Source organism: Streptomyces sp. NBC_01618 (assembly GCF_045209435.1).
Taxonomy (GTDB): domain Bacteria; phylum Actinomycetota; class Actinomycetes; order Streptomycetales; family Streptomycetaceae; genus Streptomyces.
Genome location: NZ_CP109297.1, coordinates 3,349,649 through 3,364,450, shown reverse-complemented (window position 1 = coordinate 3,364,450; position 14,802 = coordinate 3,349,649). Strand labels below are relative to the sequence as shown.

Annotated in this window: 12 protein-coding genes and 1 pseudogene; 4 read left to right on the top strand and 9 right to left on the bottom strand. The window is 71.6% G+C overall.

Annotation, left to right across the window (positions count from 1 at the left end; genetic code table 11):
• The first annotated feature begins 205 nt into the window (after positions 1–205).
• Positions 206–1,771 (top strand): APC family permease, encoded by a 1,566-nt coding sequence (locus OH735_RS15720; protein ID WP_406382161.1) that lies wholly within the window; start codon positions 206–208, stop codon positions 1,769–1,771.
• 13 nt (positions 1,772–1,784) lie between these two features.
• Here OH735_RS15720 and OH735_RS15715 read toward each other — a convergent pair whose 3' ends face one another.
• The 7 genes from OH735_RS15715 to OH735_RS15685 all read right to left on the bottom strand — a co-directional run bounded on the left by OH735_RS15715 (position 1,785) and on the right by OH735_RS15685 (position 7,278).
• Positions 1,785–2,297 carry a hypothetical protein gene (locus OH735_RS15715; protein WP_406382160.1) on the bottom strand — a complete coding sequence of 171 codons (513 nt, stop codon included), beginning with the start codon at positions 2,295–2,297 and terminating at the stop codon, positions 1,785–1,787.
• The gene (locus OH735_RS15710; protein ID WP_266752223.1) at positions 2,294–2,734 is read right to left on the bottom strand and encodes an RNA polymerase sigma factor; all 441 of its coding nucleotides are present in this window, start codon (positions 2,732–2,734) and stop codon (positions 2,294–2,296) included. Before OH735_RS15710 ends, OH735_RS15715 begins: the two co-directional genes overlap by 4 nt.
• 55 nt (positions 2,735–2,789) lie before the next feature.
• Positions 2,790–3,266 (bottom strand): DUF3995 domain-containing protein, encoded by a 477-nt coding sequence (locus tag OH735_RS15705; RefSeq protein WP_406382159.1) that lies wholly within the window; start codon positions 3,264–3,266, stop codon positions 2,790–2,792.
• Between the two features lie 239 nt (positions 3,267–3,505).
• Positions 3,506–4,192 (bottom strand): endonuclease, encoded by a 687-nt coding sequence (locus OH735_RS15700; protein ID WP_406382158.1) that lies wholly within the window; start codon positions 4,190–4,192, stop codon positions 3,506–3,508.
• Positions 4,189–4,833: a DNA polymerase ligase N-terminal domain-containing protein gene (locus tag OH735_RS15695; RefSeq protein ID WP_406382157.1), complete on the bottom strand. Its 645-nt coding sequence runs from the start codon at positions 4,831–4,833 to the stop codon at positions 4,189–4,191. The genes OH735_RS15700 and OH735_RS15695 overlap by 4 nt, the downstream gene beginning before the upstream one ends.
• A 210-nt stretch (positions 4,834–5,043) precedes the next feature.
• Positions 5,044–5,667 carry a hypothetical protein gene (locus tag OH735_RS15690; RefSeq protein ID WP_406382156.1) on the bottom strand — a complete coding sequence of 208 codons (624 nt, stop codon included), beginning with the start codon at positions 5,665–5,667 and terminating at the stop codon, positions 5,044–5,046.
• An 87-nt stretch (positions 5,668–5,754) separates the two neighbouring features.
• Positions 5,755–7,278, bottom strand: a complete 1,524-nt coding sequence (locus tag OH735_RS15685; protein WP_406382155.1) for a CehA/McbA family metallohydrolase — start codon at positions 7,276–7,278, stop codon at positions 5,755–5,757.
• A 255-nt stretch (positions 7,279–7,533) separates the two neighbouring features.
• Between OH735_RS15685 and OH735_RS15680 the strand changes: the two genes are divergently transcribed.
• The 3 genes and pseudogenes from OH735_RS15680 to OH735_RS15670 all read left to right on the top strand — a co-directional run bounded on the left by OH735_RS15680 (position 7,534) and on the right by OH735_RS15670 (position 12,500).
• Positions 7,534–8,379, top strand: coding sequence for an LLM class F420-dependent oxidoreductase (locus OH735_RS15680; RefSeq protein WP_406382153.1), 846 nt, complete (start codon positions 7,534–7,536; stop codon positions 8,377–8,379).
• Positions 8,380–8,394: 15 nt separating this feature from the next.
• A pseudogene (locus tag OH735_RS15675) lies at positions 8,395–8,798 on the top strand (penicillin-binding transpeptidase domain-containing protein); the annotation flags it as partial.
• A gap of 162 nt (positions 8,799–8,960) precedes the next feature.
• Positions 8,961–12,500 carry a hypothetical protein gene (locus OH735_RS15670; protein WP_406382151.1) on the top strand — a complete coding sequence of 1,180 codons (3,540 nt, stop codon included), beginning with the start codon at positions 8,961–8,963 and terminating at the stop codon, positions 12,498–12,500.
• 127 nt (positions 12,501–12,627) lie between these two features.
• Here OH735_RS15670 and OH735_RS15665 read toward each other — a convergent pair whose 3' ends face one another.
• Entirely contained in the window at positions 12,628–13,278 is a 651-nt protein-coding gene (locus OH735_RS15665; RefSeq protein WP_406382150.1) for an HAD family hydrolase, read from the bottom strand.
• 158 nt (positions 13,279–13,436) lie between these two features.
• Positions 13,437–14,618 carry a hypothetical protein gene (locus OH735_RS15660; RefSeq protein ID WP_406382149.1) on the bottom strand — a complete coding sequence of 394 codons (1,182 nt, stop codon included), beginning with the start codon at positions 14,616–14,618 and terminating at the stop codon, positions 13,437–13,439.
• Positions 14,619–14,802 lie beyond the last annotated feature (184 nt).

Sequence of the window (14,802 nt, the reverse complement as noted above, 5' to 3'; positions counted from 1 at the left end):
GAAAATTTCGAACCCCCATAAAACGGACAGTGCTGCGATTCCCGTACGGTGCTGCGATCGGGTGTCGGCCTATTATTGCGAGGCCGTTGTTGCTGATTGCCTTCAATTAACCCCAACTTGGGCCTCCTGGCGCCTGAAATTCAAGGGCGAGGGGACGGAGTCTCAGGCTCCGGATGTGGATATCGCAGCGCCTAACGTCCTTTTCATGACACAGCTGGATGCTCGGCCGGAGGCCGGAGAGACGGTACGGGGCGACGCCCCGGCCGACGGCCAAGTACGCGGCAAGGGTCTCGGCGGGAACTCCGTCGGCCTGATGGGCAGTGCCGTCATCGGCATCTCCACCGTCGCTCCCGTCTACTGCCTCACCTCGACGCTCGGCTCCACGGCGGGCGAGGTCGGCGTGCAGATGCCCGCGGTCTTCCTGGCCGGCTTCCTGCCGATGCTGCTCGTCGCCTTCGCGTACCGCGAACTCAACAAGGCCATGCCGGACTGCGGCACCTCCTTCACCTGGACGGTGAAGGCCTTCGGCCCGCGCGTCGGGTGGATGTGCGGCTGGGGCCTGGTCATCGCGACGATCATCGTCCTGTCGAACCTGGCGGGCGTCGCCACCTCGTACTTCTGGCTCCTCGCGGGCGAGATCACGGGCAGCGGTTCGATCGCCGCCCTGGACGACAGCAAGCCCGTCCACATCCTCACGTGTCTGATTCTGATCGCGATCGCCACGGTGATCAGCTACCGGGGCATGACGGCCACCAAGGGGATCCAGTACGCCCTGGTGGGCCTTCAACTCGTCGTCCTCGCGCTGTTCGTGGTGATGGCCGTGCAGAAGGCGCACAGCGGGGAGTTCGCCTCGTCGCTGAACTTCTCCTGGTCCTGGCTGAACCCGTTCGCGGTGCAGTCGTTCGCGGCGTTCACGGCGGGGCTCTCGTTGTCGATCTTCATGTTCTGGGGCTGGGACACCTGTCTGACCGCGAACGAGGAGACCATCGGCAGCGAGAAGACCCCGGGGCGCGCCGCTCTCATCGCGATGGTCGTGCTCGTCGGCTCCTACCTGGCGACCGGCGTCGCCGCCCAGATGGCGGTCGGCTCCGGCGGCTCCGGTCTCGGCCTCGCCAACCCGGACACCTCCGACAACGTCTTCGCCGCACTCGCCGGCCCCGTCATGGGCCCCGGCCTCGGCGTCCTGCTCTTCGTCGCCGTGCTCGCCTCCGCCGCCGCGAGCCTGCAGACCACCTTCATCCCGGTGGCCCGCACGGTCCTGGCGATGTCCACGTACGAGGCCCTGCCCGCCTCGTACGCCCGCGTCCACCCGCGGTTCCGGACCCCGGGGAAGGCCACGGTCACGGCGGGCGTGGCGACCGGTGTCTTCTACACGGTCATGACCCTGGTCAGCGAACACGTCCTGGTCGACACGATCTACGCGCTCGGCCTCATGATCTGCTTCTACTACGCGCTGACGGCCTTCGCCTGCGCCTGGTACTTCCGCGCCGACCTGAAGCGCTCCGTCCGCGACCTGATCTTCAAGGGCCTCTTCCCGGTCGTCGGCGGCATCCTGCTCACCTCGGTCTTCGGCAAGACGCTCTACGACATGTGGAACCCCGCGTACGGCTCCGGTTCGTCGGTCTTCGGGGTCGGCTCGGTGTTCGTGATCGGTGTCGGTCTGCTGCTGCTCGGCGTGGTGCTGATGGTCGCGATGCAGCGCAGGAGCCCTTCGTTCTTCCGCGGGGAAGTGCTGACGAAGGAGACTCCGGCGCTGGTCGTCGAGGACTGAGGGCCGGATCGCCTCAGTGACCGTGTCCGCCCTGGTGCGGCCCGGTTCCCCCCAGGCGGGCGTCCAGACGGTCCAGGACCCGGCGGCCTGCTCGGCCCACGCCGATGGGGATCAGGGCCGCGCGGCCCGGGACACGCACGCCGCCCGTGAAGGCGACCAGGGTGCGGCCGGGGACAGTGGGGGACGGGGTGGCCGCCAGGCCGATCAGGAGGAAGCGGCTCTGCAGCCAGAGCCAGCCGGGGCGGCGCACGCCGTGGAAGCGGGCGTGCATGCCGAAGCGGCTGTGGGCCACGGCCTCGATGCGGTCGCCATCCGTGTGGGTGAGTTTCAGGCGGCGCATGTCGGGGACCAGGCGGGACAGTTCGCCGTCGATGTCCGCCAGGAGCGGGTGGACGGTGGCGTAGGGGACGGGGATCTCGCGGGTGGTGACGCGGGCGCCGCGGACGCCCGCCGCGAGGGCGTGCAGGCGGCGGACCGGGTCGAGGCCGGGAGCGGTGGGCCACTGGGGGCGGGGGAGTTCGGTCATGACGTCCATGCCTTCCGGAAGGAGTCCCGGGCCCGGTGCAGCCGTGACTTGACGGTGCCCACCCGCAGGCCGAGGAGTGCGGCGGCGGATTGTTCGTCGAGGCCCTCGACGTCGCGCAGGACGAGGACGGCGCGGTGTTCGGGGGAGAGGCGGGCGAGGACGTCGCCTATGTCGGTGGCCAGTTGCGGGTCGCCGCGCTGAGGGACGGTGGTGAGGTCCGCCGGGACGGAGCGTGCGGTGCGGCGGGCGACACGGACCGCCTCGCGGCAGGCGATGGCGCGCATCCATCCGTACAGCGCGGCTGGTTCCTTGAGGGAGCGCAGGCCGCGGAAGACGGCGACGAGGGTCTCCTGGACGGCGTCCGGCCCGTCGGCCAGGGCGATGGGCGTGCAGATGCGGTCCGCGTACGGGGTGAGGGCGTCGAGGAGTTCGTTCATGGCGATCGTGTCGCCGCGTTGGGCCGCGCGTACCAGCCGGATGGTGCGGTCGTGGTCATCGGTCACGGGCCGGGGCTTCCTCCCCGGCCGCCACCCGGAGTGCGGCGGCCGCGAGCAGCAGGCAGACGGGGGTGTAGAGCGCCAGGTTGAGCCAGTGGAACGTGTCGCCCGCCCCGTCGTCCAGCCCGGTGCGCAGCCCGAACGCCCAGGCGGTCCCGGCGAGGCCGCGCAGCGCGGTGCCGCAGGCGACGGCCACGGTGCCGGCCTGGAGCAGCCTGCCCAGGCGGTGGGTGCGGCCCAGGCGGGCGCGGGCGGTGACCAGGGCGGCGCCGGTGAACAGCAGGGCGGCGAGGGGGAGGACCACGGGCGGGGTGAAGGGTGCGTTGATGCCGAGTACGGCGTACGAGAGGGACGTGGCGTCGTGCGCGGGCCAGGTGATGCCGGTGGACCAGAGCACGTGCAGCAGCCCGTCGGCGGTGAGGACGGTGGCGACGGCGGCGGCCGCGACGGGTGTGCGCCGGGTGGGGTTCATGGGGGTGCTCCTCTGCGGAGGCGGATGGCCGGTGGCCGTTGGCCGGTTGTGGTGACGGCATGCGTCACCCCACAGAGGAGCCGGATCGCCGATTCGTTCCGGCGAGTTCGTGAGATTCCGGTACGCCCGCTGATTCAGTCCGTCGTCGGGGTCGGCAGCAGGACCGGCGACCGCAGGAGTAGGGCGCCGTGCGGGGGCAGGCCCGCCGGGCGGCAGGGGTGTCCTCGGGGCCTTGGGCCTCACGCGTGCGCTGCGACGTCGTCCACGACGTGCTTGTCCAGAGCGGCACGCACCAGGGCCGCCGCGAGCACGGCGGGCCCGCGGTCGTCGGTCTGCCCGGCTCGCTCGGCCTGCTCGGCTTGATCGACCTGTTCTGCCAGCCGTACGAGATTCGCCGGCGAGGCGGGCAGCCCCAGTTTCTCGGCGCCCTGAAGCGCCTTCCCGTCCAGGAACGGTGCCGCCTCCGGCCACACGGCCTGCACCTCGCGGACGAAGATGTCCGCACCGGCCGGGCCCATGCCCGGGGTCCTGCGCAGCCCGGACCGCAGGATGTCCAGGTCGCCGTCGGCCTCCTTGCGCAGCCGCCGCAGATCGCCCCCGTACTCGACGAGCAGCAGTTCCGCCCCGTCACCGAGCTGGGTGGCGGTCCGTTCGTCGTAGCGCCGGTAGCCGCCCTCGCCCAGGGCGTCAACGCGCTCCTGCCAGGTCGCTCCGATCATCCTGTCCGGGGACCGCAGGCCGTGGGCGAAGAGCGCGCGGGCCGCCGCCACCGCCACGGACGCCCGGATGCGCGCACTCAACAGATCGCTGAGTACGAGGAGTTGGTACAGGGGCTGCGGTGCGTTCCGCAGCCGGATGCCGGCCTCGGCGGCATAGGTGGTTCCGTAGCGGTCGAGGAGCACCTCCACGGTCCTGCGCGCGGTCACGGGGCCCCGCCCCCTTCCTCGGCGGCGACCTGCTGCAGCGTGCGCCCCGTACGGGCCGAGCGTGCGCGGTACGGGTCGGGCGTGTCCGGCCCGTCATGGGTGGCCTGGCCGTCCTTCGCCTTGATCAGCAGCCACACCTCCTCGCCCGGGGCGTCGTTTCCGCTGCCGCCCTTGAAGCGGGTGAGGGCGAACTCGCCGTGCAGCTTGGTCCCGTCGAGCCAGAAGGTGGCGTGCCCGTCCTCCAGGGACTGCTCGAACGGCACGGGCGCGCCCCAGCGGTCGTGGCTGAGCGGCCGGTAGGTGCCCTGGTCCCAGACGATCACCGTGCCGCCGCCGTACTCGCCCTTCGCGATGACCCCCTCGAACGTGCGGTACTCCAGCGGGTGGTCCTCCGTGGGGACGGCCAGCCGCCTCTCGCGCGGGTTCTCGGACGGGCCGCGCGGCACCGCCCAGGACTTCAGTACGCCGCCGACCTCCAGCCGGAAGTCGAAGTGCATGCGCCGCGCCTGGTGGATCTGGACGACGAAACAGGGCGCCGGACCCGTCCGCCCGCCGTCTCCGCGCGGCTCCGCGGTCGCGTCGAAGTGCCGTTTGCCTCGGTAGTCCCGGAGCCGGTCGTCGCTCCCGCCGGTCACATCCATCGGGATACCTCCTCCGGCAGCCCCGCCAGTGCCCCCCTTCCCCCCTTCCACTGTGACGCTCCCGGGCGTGACGTGCACAGGGACGCCGACACCGGCGCGGACGGCAAGTATGCCGACGTCAAGTATCTCGACATGGAGACTGTCGGTGAAGCCGGTCCGCCCGGTTCGGGCGCCCAGTCTTCAGGCCGCCGGCGCAGCGGCGCGTCGTGGTCAGTGGAACCGCGGTCCGGCGTCGGTGACCCTTGCTGCTTCGACCAGGCCGGGCTTGCCCTTGTCCACGGTCTGGCAGGTGTACTTGGTCTTCACGTCCAGCGGCACCAGCACGGCCTTGGGAATGTTGTTGCAGCGCACAAGTTCGGGGTCGTAGTTGCCGTAGAGCAGGCGGGCGGCGCCGTCCCGGGTAAGGACGCCCTTGCGCGGGACCGCTTGGTATTGCACCACGTTGTCCGACCAGCCGGAGTTCTCGCCGATGGTCACATCCCACACCACCTCGAGGCCCTCGTAGGTGATCGTGCAGGTCACCTGCGTACCGGCCTTCGAGGCCACGTCGTTCGGGCACTCGCCGACGGTCTTCCCTTCGGCCTTGGCCATGTCGAGAGTCTTGCGGCGCAGCTCGTACGCCAAATTCTTGCTGAACGAGGCGCCGGCGGCCGGAGACGGTTGCAGCTCCCCCTCCGGCATCGCCGGCGGCTTGGGCACCTTCTGCGGGAGCACGGGAAAGGCCGACGCCGACTTGGCACCGGCGTCGTCCGAGCCGGAACCTCCGCCCGCGCACCCCGTGACCAACAGGCCCACCGCACCGACCATGACGGCTGTAACGATCTTTATCCGCATGGCCGTCACTCTACCGAGGGGGCAACCGGCGCCGGGCGGGGCTTCTCGCCCCGCCCTCTTCGACGAGGACCGGCCCCGCCGACCTCCCTACCCCTCCAGGAACACCGGATTGGTGAGCGCCGCCAGTGCCCCCGGCAGCCCCGGCACCGTCGCCGGGTGCCGGACCTCGGCCCGCACATAGGCGGCGTACACCGGCGTCGTACGCCACTCCACCACGCCCGTCCCCGACTCCGGCAGCGTGGCCGTGAACAGGGTGCCCTGGTCGGTGACGAAGTGCGCGGTGCAGCCGGGTGCCCCGGTCACCTCCAGCCGCACGGTGACCGGGGTGTCGTCGCCGTCCACCCGCAGCCGCTCACCGATCCCGGCGTGCCCGCCGCGCCCGCCCGAGACGCCGAAGGACAGGGTGACGGCGGACGACTCGGCGATGTACGAGCGCCCCGCACGGAGGCCGGCCACGATCGCCTCGCGCGACAACTCGTCGGCCAGGACCACGGTCTGCGGCAGCCCCACCTTGTCCGGCTCCCGGTGCGCGTCGCTGTTGCCCATCGCCGGAACCCACGGCTTCGACGAACGGACGGCGGCGACAAGGGAGTTGTCCCACTCCGCGAGGGCGATCCCGTCCTCCGGGGTGTACGCCCCGTTCCACACCTCCACCGCGTCCGCCTCACCGAAGCCGAACTTCCAGTGGCAGCCGATGCAGGTGGCGTGCGGATGAGCGGGCACGACCAGACCACCGGCCCGGCGCACAGCCTTCGCGCAGTGCCCGAACCGGTTGTCGCGGGCCCGGTAGCGCCAGTCGATCCACGTGCCCGGGTCGGTGGCGAGCGCGAGCACATGCCCGTTACGGGTAGTGACCTCCTCGCCCGTGAGGACGAGCAGGTCGTCGCCCCACAGCCCGCCCCACGCGCCGTGCGCGGAGTACGTGTTGTGCTCGCTGCTGTTGATGAAGTCGAGCCCGGCCGCGCGCGCGGCGGCGGCGACCTCCGCCGGGGTGCGCCTGCCGTCCGAGTGGACGGAGTGGAGATGGCAGTCCCCGCGGTACCAGGCGCGCCCGCGCCCCTTCGCGCGCTCCGGCGGGTACACGGGCTCCGGCGTGGACCCAGCGGGCCCGAAGCGCAGGGTGACCGTCACCTCGTACGGCAGCCCTGCCGGGGCGACGGTGTACGGGCCGAGGGCGATGTGCCACGTCCCGGCCCGAACCGGACCCGCGATGTAGCCGGGCGTCGCCTCGTCCGCCCGGATGAAGAAGCTGCTGCGCGCCCCGCCGGACCACCCCCGGAACCCGGGCCCGCCCAGCTCCGTGCCGCGTTCGTCGAAGATGCCGATGTCGAGGGCGTTGCCCTGGGTCCCGGCCGGGACGGGCGTCTTCTCGTACGTGTACGAAACGGCGATCTCCCGTACCCCGCGTGGTACCTCGACCGGCAGGTACACATAGTCGGGCGACCCGGTCGGCAGAGTGCCGCGTACGGTCCTGGTCCGGTCCGGGGCGTCGTCCCCGGTCGCGGCGTCGGCGAAGCTCACACCGCCCAACGTCAGAGCGGTGGCCGCCGTCCCGACGAGAAGGCCGCGCCTGGCCGTCGGACGGCCGTGGGCGGATCGCGTTGCGGACATACGAGTGGCTCCCCGGAATGTCGTGAGGGGCGAGGCATGACGTCCCCGACCCTGGCCGCGCGCCGTGAACTCCCGGGAAACGGCGGGAGGAATGACCGGGACCGGAACTCCCGAACTCCGGAACTCCGGAACTCCGGAACTCCGGAACTCCGGAAACTCCCGAATTTCCGGACCCCGGACTCCCGGACGCTCGGCTTTGCGTACCGCGCGGCATACGTTGGGGCCGTCACCGGACCACGACGGAGGAGCCCTCGTATGCGGATCGCCACCACGATCTTCCTCACCGACGAGACGATCACGCCGCTGCGGCTCGCCCGCGAGCTCGAACAGCGCGGGTTCGCCGGGCTCTATCTGCCCGAGCACACCCACATCCCCGTCAGCAGGGAAACCCCGTACCCGGCGGGCGGCGAACTCCCGCCGGAGTACGGCCGCACCCTCGACCCCTTCGTCGCCCTCGCCCAGGCCGCCGCGGTCACCGAGCGCCTCACCCTCGGCACCGGCATCACCCTCGTCGCCCAGCACGACCCGATCGACCTGGCGAAGCAGATCGCCACCCTCGACCACCTCTCCGGCGGCCGGTTCACGCTCGGGCTCGGCTACGGCTGGAACGTCGAGGAAGCCGCGGACCACGGAGTGAACTGGTCGACGCGCCGCGAACTCGTCGGCGATCGCATGGCCCTGATGCGGGCCCTGTGGGCGTACGAACCGACTGCGTACGAGGGCGATTTCGGCTCGGTCCGCGCCAGCCACGCGTACCCGAAGCCGGTCCAGGAACCCCGCGGCCCGGTGAACGGTCCCCGCACCCTGATCGGCGGGGCGGCGGGCCCGAAGCTGTTCACGCACATCGCGCAGTACGCGGACGGCTGGCTCCCGATCGGCGGCCGGGGCCTGACGGAGTCCGTACCGAAGCTCCGCGAGCTCTGGGAATCGGCCGGCCGCGACCCGAAGCACCTCCAGGTGGTCCCCTACGCGGTACTCCCGAGCCCGGGGAAGCTGGCGCACTACGCGGACCTCGGCATCGAGGAGGTCGTCCTCCAGCTGCCCCCGGCCGGAGAGGCGCAGGTGCTTCGGGCGCTGGACGCGTACGCGGAGTTCCTGTAACCGCTCGTCGCAACCAAGCTGATGCAGCCGTACATCGTCGAGGAGCTGCGCGACCCGACCTGTCGGTCCTGGAGAAGCACGAGCCGAAGCTCAAGAGCCAGGCCGTGTCCGAGGGGACGGCGAAGAAGGTCCAGGAAATGATGGAGTTCACGGCCAAGGAGGGCAGCGCTCAGCGGGCCTTGATCGACGGCGTCACGGTCGGCGGCAAGACGGGCACGGCGCAGCGCGGTGTCAACGTGAAGGACGAGGTGCCGTACGGCTGGTTCGTCTCGTACGGCAAGAAGTCCGACGGCCGGTCGGTGGCGGTCGCGGTGTTCATCGACCCGACGGACATGGACATCTCCCGATCGGACATCTCCGGTGGCCGGCTGGGTGCGCCGATCGCGAAGAGCGTGATGAAGGCGGTATTGGGCAAGTAGCTTCCTGGGACACGTGTGCGATCATCGTGTGCACTCTTCTTTACGAGTTGCGTCTTTACGAGTCGCGCACCTCTCGCTTGTGTCACGGGCCGCCCCGCGTTCGCGCGTCGTTCGTGAAGCCCCCGGCACAAGCGCACACTTCACCAGTCCGGGGGGAACGGAATGCCCAGCTACCCACGCACGGCGGCGAGATCCGAGAGATCGGCGGGATCGGCGGCGTACGCCGCGCTGTTGCTCGCGCTGTCGGTCCTGTTCTCGCTGCTGATACCCGCGAGCGCCGCGCAGGCGTACGCCCCCACGGCGGCGGCCGACACCGCGGCCGATGCCACGGCCGATGCCACGGCCGATGCCACGGCCGACGAGGACTGTGCCGCCCTGCCGCTCTCCGGCTTCGGCGAGGCCGCCCCGGCGGAGGGCAAGCCGACGATCCCGGGCGACGGCACGGCCTGCTTCACGTTCACGGCCGGGGCCGCGGGGCTGCACAGGGTCGTGCTCGTCGGCGGCGCCAACGCCAGCACGTACACGCATGTCTACGACGGCGGGACGGAGATCGACTGCTACGACCCCCAGGGGGGCGCCGGCTGGTGCCGCCTGCCCCGCTCGGGCGACTTCACGCTCCGGCTGTACAACGACTGGTCCGAGCCGAGCAGCCCCACCGTCGCCGTCGTCCCCCTCGGCACCACCGAGGGCTGCGCGCCCGAGACCGGCACGTCCTGGGACACCGCACCCATCGTGGGCTCGGCGGCCGGGCCGACCGCCATCCAGTGCCAGCCGATCAAGGCCGTGCCGGGCGAGCGCGTCACCGACACCATCAGGACGACCGCGTACGGCCGGAGCCTGTCGTGGATCACCGACGAGACCGGCGGCCTGATCTGCGCGCACTCCAATACGGACAACGGCAAGGGCTGCGTCCTGCCCGGCGACGGCCCCTACCGCGTGCTCTCGCAGGTCAGCGAGGCCGAGCACGGCTTCCCCGCCGAGTACACCCTCACCGTCCGCCGCATCTCCGACCCGGCCGGCTGCACGCACCCGGCGCTGAACGGGTACAACTCCGGCCCCACGGCCGCCGATCCGTCCCGCGGCTGCCGGACCTTCACCGCCCCGGCTGCCGGACGCTTCGACGCATACGCCGTCCACGACGGCATCCGCTCCGCGCTCCCCGTCTACGACCGGACCGGCCGGACCGCCTGCGAGACCTGGGACGTCTGCACCCTCCCCGCCGCCGGTGACTACACCGTCTACACCGGTGCCGCCACGCTGATCATCGACCACACCGCCACCACCGGCTGCGAGCCGGTCGAACTCGGCGTGCACCACTCCGAGTTCACCGTCGGCGGCGAGATCGACTGCCTGCCCCTGCCGCTGCCCGCAGGCTCCCGGATGGCCGCGCTGGAGCCCCTCTACAACGGCGCGCCGCACCCGGCCGTCACCGTCGTCGACGCCGACGGCGTCCAGATCTGCGAGCCCTCCCGGCCCGCGAACGGTACCTGCGGACTCACCGGCAAGGCCCCGTTCCGGGCCCTGGTCACCAACGACAGCGAGTCGAAGCCGACCGGCCCGTACACACTCGCCCTGCACCGCACCGACGTGGCGGGCGACTGCCCGGCGGTTCCGGCGGGCGACTTCACCTCGGCCACCCGCTCCGCCCGCGCCGTCACCGGCAACGGCGTCTTCTCGAACTGCCTGAGCATCCCGGCCGGCGACCACAGCGCCCAGGAGATCATCCAGCTCCAGGCCACCTCCGCCACCGCGGCCCTCGCCCAGTTCACCGTCATGGACGTCCAGGGCAAGCAGATCTGCTCGACCCTCCCCGCCGTCTCCAGCTGGACGAGCTGCGCCCTGACCCCCGGTGTCGCCCACACCGTCCTCGTCACCGGCCGCGACACCCCCGGCGAGTACGTGCTGACCCGCCGCGACGTCACCGCGACCGCCAAGGGCTGTACCGCGAACCCGGCGACGAAGCCCGGCGGCCCGTCCACCGGCGGCACCATGGGCGCCCCCGGCGAGCTGCGCTGCCGCCAGGTCACCACCACCGACGCCAAGGACACCCTGCACATCAACGTCCGCGACCCGCTGGGCACCGCGAATGTCGTGGTGAACGGTGACGGCGGCGCCCCCCTCTGCGAGAAGAACCAGGCGTGCGCCGTCACCGGCTCCACGCACTACCAGGTCGTGGTCACCGTCCCGCCGACGCTGAAGGCCGCCGACTCGTACCGTTTCGACGCCCTGCGCATCGCGGGCCCCGAGGGTCCGGCCGCCGAGTGCGAGAAGGTCGCGAGCATCGCCTACGGGTACGGCCCGGTCACCGGCACCCTCGACGAGCAGCACACCGCCGTCTGCGCCGCGCTGCCCACCGTGTACAGCGACCGCTTCAAGATGGAGATCAGCGACACGACGGGCGCCACGGATACGGCGGTACCCGCCCTGTACGACCCGAGCCTCGACAACGGCTGCACGTACTCCACCTCCGGCGGCTACGCGTGCCGGGTGATCGAGAGCATCTCCAGGGAGCTCACCCCGAGCATCCTGGTCCTCTCGCTGCCGGAGAAGGCCTCGCAGACCTCCTACAAGGCCGAGGCGGTCTGCTCGGGTCTGTGCGGCATGGAGCGGGTGACCGTCACGAAGCTGACCCCGGCCACCGGGGCCGCCGGTACGAGGACGACGGTCACGGTCACCGGCTCGGCCCTGCACAAGGACCACCGCCTCGTGCTGCGGAACTCCGGCCGGGAGATCACGGCGACCACCGTCTCGGTCTCGCCCGACCGCCGCACCCTGACCGCCGAGGTCGACCTGACCGGCGCGGCAGAGGGCGCCTGGAGCGCGAGCATCATCACCCCCAGCGGCGGGGAGTACCCACGGGGCAACTTCACCGTCACCTCGGCCCCGCTCCGCAACAGCGCACCCCCGACGATCGGCTCCACCGCCCGCGTCGGCGACCGCCTCACCGCGTCCACCGGCACCTGGGCCCCCGCCCCGACGTCGTACGCCTACCAGTGGAAGGCCGACGGGCAGCCGATCACCGGCGCGACCGCCGCCGCGTACACCGTCCCGGTCTCGCTGCTCGGCAAGAAGATCGGCGTCACCGTCACGGCCCGCCGCACCGGCACGGCGGACGTCCCGGCCACCTCGGCGGCGCTCACGGTCACCAAGGGCGCGGCGCCCAGGGTGACGACCACTCCGAACATCACCGGCACCGTGAAGGTCGGCGCCAAGCTGACCACCACGAACGGCAGTTGGATGCCGTCCGCCACCTCCTACGGCTACCAGTGGAAGGCCGACGGCAAGGCGATCAAGGGCGCGACGGCGTCGACGTACACCGTCCCGGCGTCGCTGCTCGGCAAGTACATCACCATCACCGTCACGGCCCACCGCACCGGTCACGCCGACGGTTTTGCGACGCCCGCCTCGGTGAAGGTCGCCAAGGGCAGCGCGCCCAAGGCCACCAAGCAGCCCACGATCTCCGGCACCGCGAAGGTGGGCCGCACCCTCAAGGCCGCCCATGGCACCTGGACGCCCGCCCCGACCTCGTACGGCTACCAGTGGTACGCGAACGGCAAGGCGATCTCCGGCGCGACCAAGTCCTCGCTGACGCTCAAGTCCGCCCAGCGCGGCAAGAAGATCACCGTGAAGGTGACCGCCCGCCGCACCGGCCACGCCAGCGGTTCCGCCACCAGCAAGGCGACGAAGACGGTCGCCCGCTGACATCGGCAGTGTGATCAAAAGGGCCGGGCCCCTCACTGGGAGTGGGGTGCCCGGCTGTCGGCGGGCCGTTCTCCAGCCCGCCGCGCCCAGTGGCAACGGGAGGAACAGGGTAGCGACCGGGCGGCCGTCAGATCTCCGACAAGAGCGTCGGTAGTTTGCGCATGTCGTCGAAGACCACCGTGTCCGGGCCCTCCAGCCAGTGCGCCGGAGTCAGCCCGCCCGCGTAGCCCAGCGACCGCATGCCGGCCGAACGGGCGGCCTGGACCCCGTACTTGCTGTCCTCGACGACGACGCAGGCCGTGGGGGCCACCCCCATCTGCCGGGCCGCGTGGAGGAAGAGGTCGGGGGCGGGCTTGCCGTGTGCGACCTCGGTCGCGCTGAAGATCCGGCCCTCGAAGTGTACGCGGAGACCGGTGCGGCCGAGGGTGTGGCGCATCTTCTCGTGGCTGCCGCTCGACGCCACGCAGGTGGGGAGCGTGAGGGCGGCCAGCGCCTCGTGGATGCCGTCGACCGCGACGAGTTCGGCGTCCACGGCGTCGCGGTGGAGGTCCTCGAAGCGTTGCTGCCAGGTGGCGGCCGCGCTCGTCCCCAGCCGGGCGGCGATCAGCTCGCCGACGGACGCGGCCGACCGGCCCACGAACTTCTCGATCACCTCGTCCGCCGTCAGCGGCCACCCCAGCTCGGCACCCACTTCGACCTGGATGCGCACGGCGATTCGTTCACTGTCGACGAGTACGCCGTCGCAGTCGAATATGACGAGTTCTGGGGAAGTGGTCATCCGGACAGGATAGGGACCTCACCCGTGCGAGTGACGCGTGCGGTGGGTGGCCGCGTCTTACTGCACCGAGTCGGGGGTGCCGCGATCCGGTGCAGTGCCGGTGGGGGCTCAGCCCTGCTGCGCGTACGCCGGCCACGAAGGCGGACCAGGTGACGTGATCACGCGGGCTGGTCCGGCAGTGCGGCAGGCGGGGCGGGGGCCGTGGCGTCGGTGGATTCCGTGCGGCCTGCGGTCAACCGCAGTGTCACGACAGCCGCGACGCCCGCCACCAGACCGCAGGTCAGGGCGGCCGGGACGCCGCCACCGATGGCGGCTGACAGGTGTACGAGCCCCCAGCGCATGCCAGAGTCCGACGCGCTCGTCGCGATCTGCAGCAACTGGCTCGACAGCAGCCCGATAACGGTCGCACAGACCGTGCCGACCGCCATCGCCGGAACCGTGGCCCGGGTCAACAGCGCGGGCAGCCACCGCAGCGACCACCACACCACGGCGAGCAGCAGTACATCGGCGGCGCGGTACAGGAGCCAGTCGCCGATCGGCGCACCCGCCGGGCCCGCCCAGGCGCCGAGCAGCAGCCACTGGCGCAGGAGATCGCCCGGTTCGGAGAGCAGCCGGCCGGACAGGGGGACGCTCTGGAGGATCGCGGCGACCGGCTGGTACGAGAGGACCACCAAGGACAGCGCGACGACGAAGGTCCCGGAGGTGGCGGCCAGGCGGGCGGCGCGTGCCGGAACGTTCTGCCGTGGCAGCACATCGGCACCCTTGGCGGTGACCCACGCCGCGAGCACGGTGGCCGCCGCCGCGACGAGCGCGATCACCGTCAGGATCTGCCGCCCGGAGGAGATCGCCCCCGCCAACTGGGGCAGGAAGCGGTAACTGCCGCGCCCCTGCGAGGCGATCAGCCACGGCGCGGAGACGGTCACCGCCAGGGTCCCGGCCACCAGGCCCCAGGCCCACACCGCGAGCAGTGCGGCCACCATCCGGCCGCGTACCGGCGGCAGCCTGCGTACCAGGAGCAGCGCCCCGGGTATGAAGAAGGCGAAGACCGCGACGAACCTGATCTGCATCCCGGTCGCGTACAGCGTGAGGTAGCGGCTGCCGTCGGTCACGGCTGTGTCCCCGATCCCGCCGGACACCTCGGCGCCGAGCCGTACCGAGTCCGGGGGATCGTACGACCAGGGGATGAGCCAGTATTCGAGATCGGCGGCTGCCCGGCCGCCGATCACGTCGGCGGTGCCCGGCAGGTGCAGTGCGTTCACGCTCGCCCCCGCCCACCACAGAAGCGCCGTGAGCAGCAGTCCTCCGGCCAGTGCCGGTATCGCTGCGCGCCGGTATGTCATGTCCTGCCCCCGCCTTGATCGCGTACCCCGCCAATCGCCTGGCCGGTGGGAGGTTACGAGGTGGTGATCACGCGGGGATCACGGTCGTGCATGGGCGAGGGCGTTGTCGTCCCCTGCGAAGGTGCAAGTCGCCGCGATGCCTGTTCAGCCCGTGCTCTCCCGAGCGCCGCAGACAACCCCACCC

What these genes read in the sequence shown, in the direction of transcription:
- OH735_RS15720 (WP_406382161.1), top strand. Translation starts at nt 206, where the DNA reads ATGACACAGCTGGATGCTCGGCCGGAGGCCGGAGAGACGGTACGGGGC.
- OH735_RS15715 (WP_406382160.1), bottom strand. Translation starts at nt 2,297, where the DNA reads ATGACCGAACTCCCCCGCCCCCAGTGGCCCACCGCTCCCGGCCTCGAC.
- OH735_RS15710 (WP_266752223.1), bottom strand. Translation starts at nt 2,734, where the DNA reads ATGAACGAACTCCTCGACGCCCTCACCCCGTACGCGGACCGCATCTGC.
- OH735_RS15705 (WP_406382159.1), bottom strand. Translation starts at nt 3,266, where the DNA reads ATGAACCCCACCCGGCGCACACCCGTCGCGGCCGCCGCCGTCGCCACC.
- OH735_RS15695 (WP_406382157.1), bottom strand. Translation starts at nt 4,833, where the DNA reads ATGGATGTGACCGGCGGGAGCGACGACCGGCTCCGGGACTACCGAGGC.
- OH735_RS15690 (WP_406382156.1), bottom strand. Translation starts at nt 5,667, where the DNA reads ATGCGGATAAAGATCGTTACAGCCGTCATGGTCGGTGCGGTGGGCCTG.
- OH735_RS15685 (WP_406382155.1), bottom strand. Translation starts at nt 7,278, where the DNA reads ATGTCCGCAACGCGATCCGCCCACGGCCGTCCGACGGCCAGGCGCGGC.
- OH735_RS15680 (WP_406382153.1), top strand. Translation starts at nt 7,534, where the DNA reads ATGCGGATCGCCACCACGATCTTCCTCACCGACGAGACGATCACGCCG.
- OH735_RS15670 (WP_406382151.1), top strand. Translation starts at nt 8,961, where the DNA reads ATGCCCAGCTACCCACGCACGGCGGCGAGATCCGAGAGATCGGCGGGA.
- OH735_RS15665 (WP_406382150.1), bottom strand. Translation starts at nt 13,278, where the DNA reads ATGACCACTTCCCCAGAACTCGTCATATTCGACTGCGACGGCGTACTC.
- OH735_RS15660 (WP_406382149.1), bottom strand. Translation starts at nt 14,618, where the DNA reads ATGACATACCGGCGCGCAGCGATACCGGCACTGGCCGGAGGACTGCTG.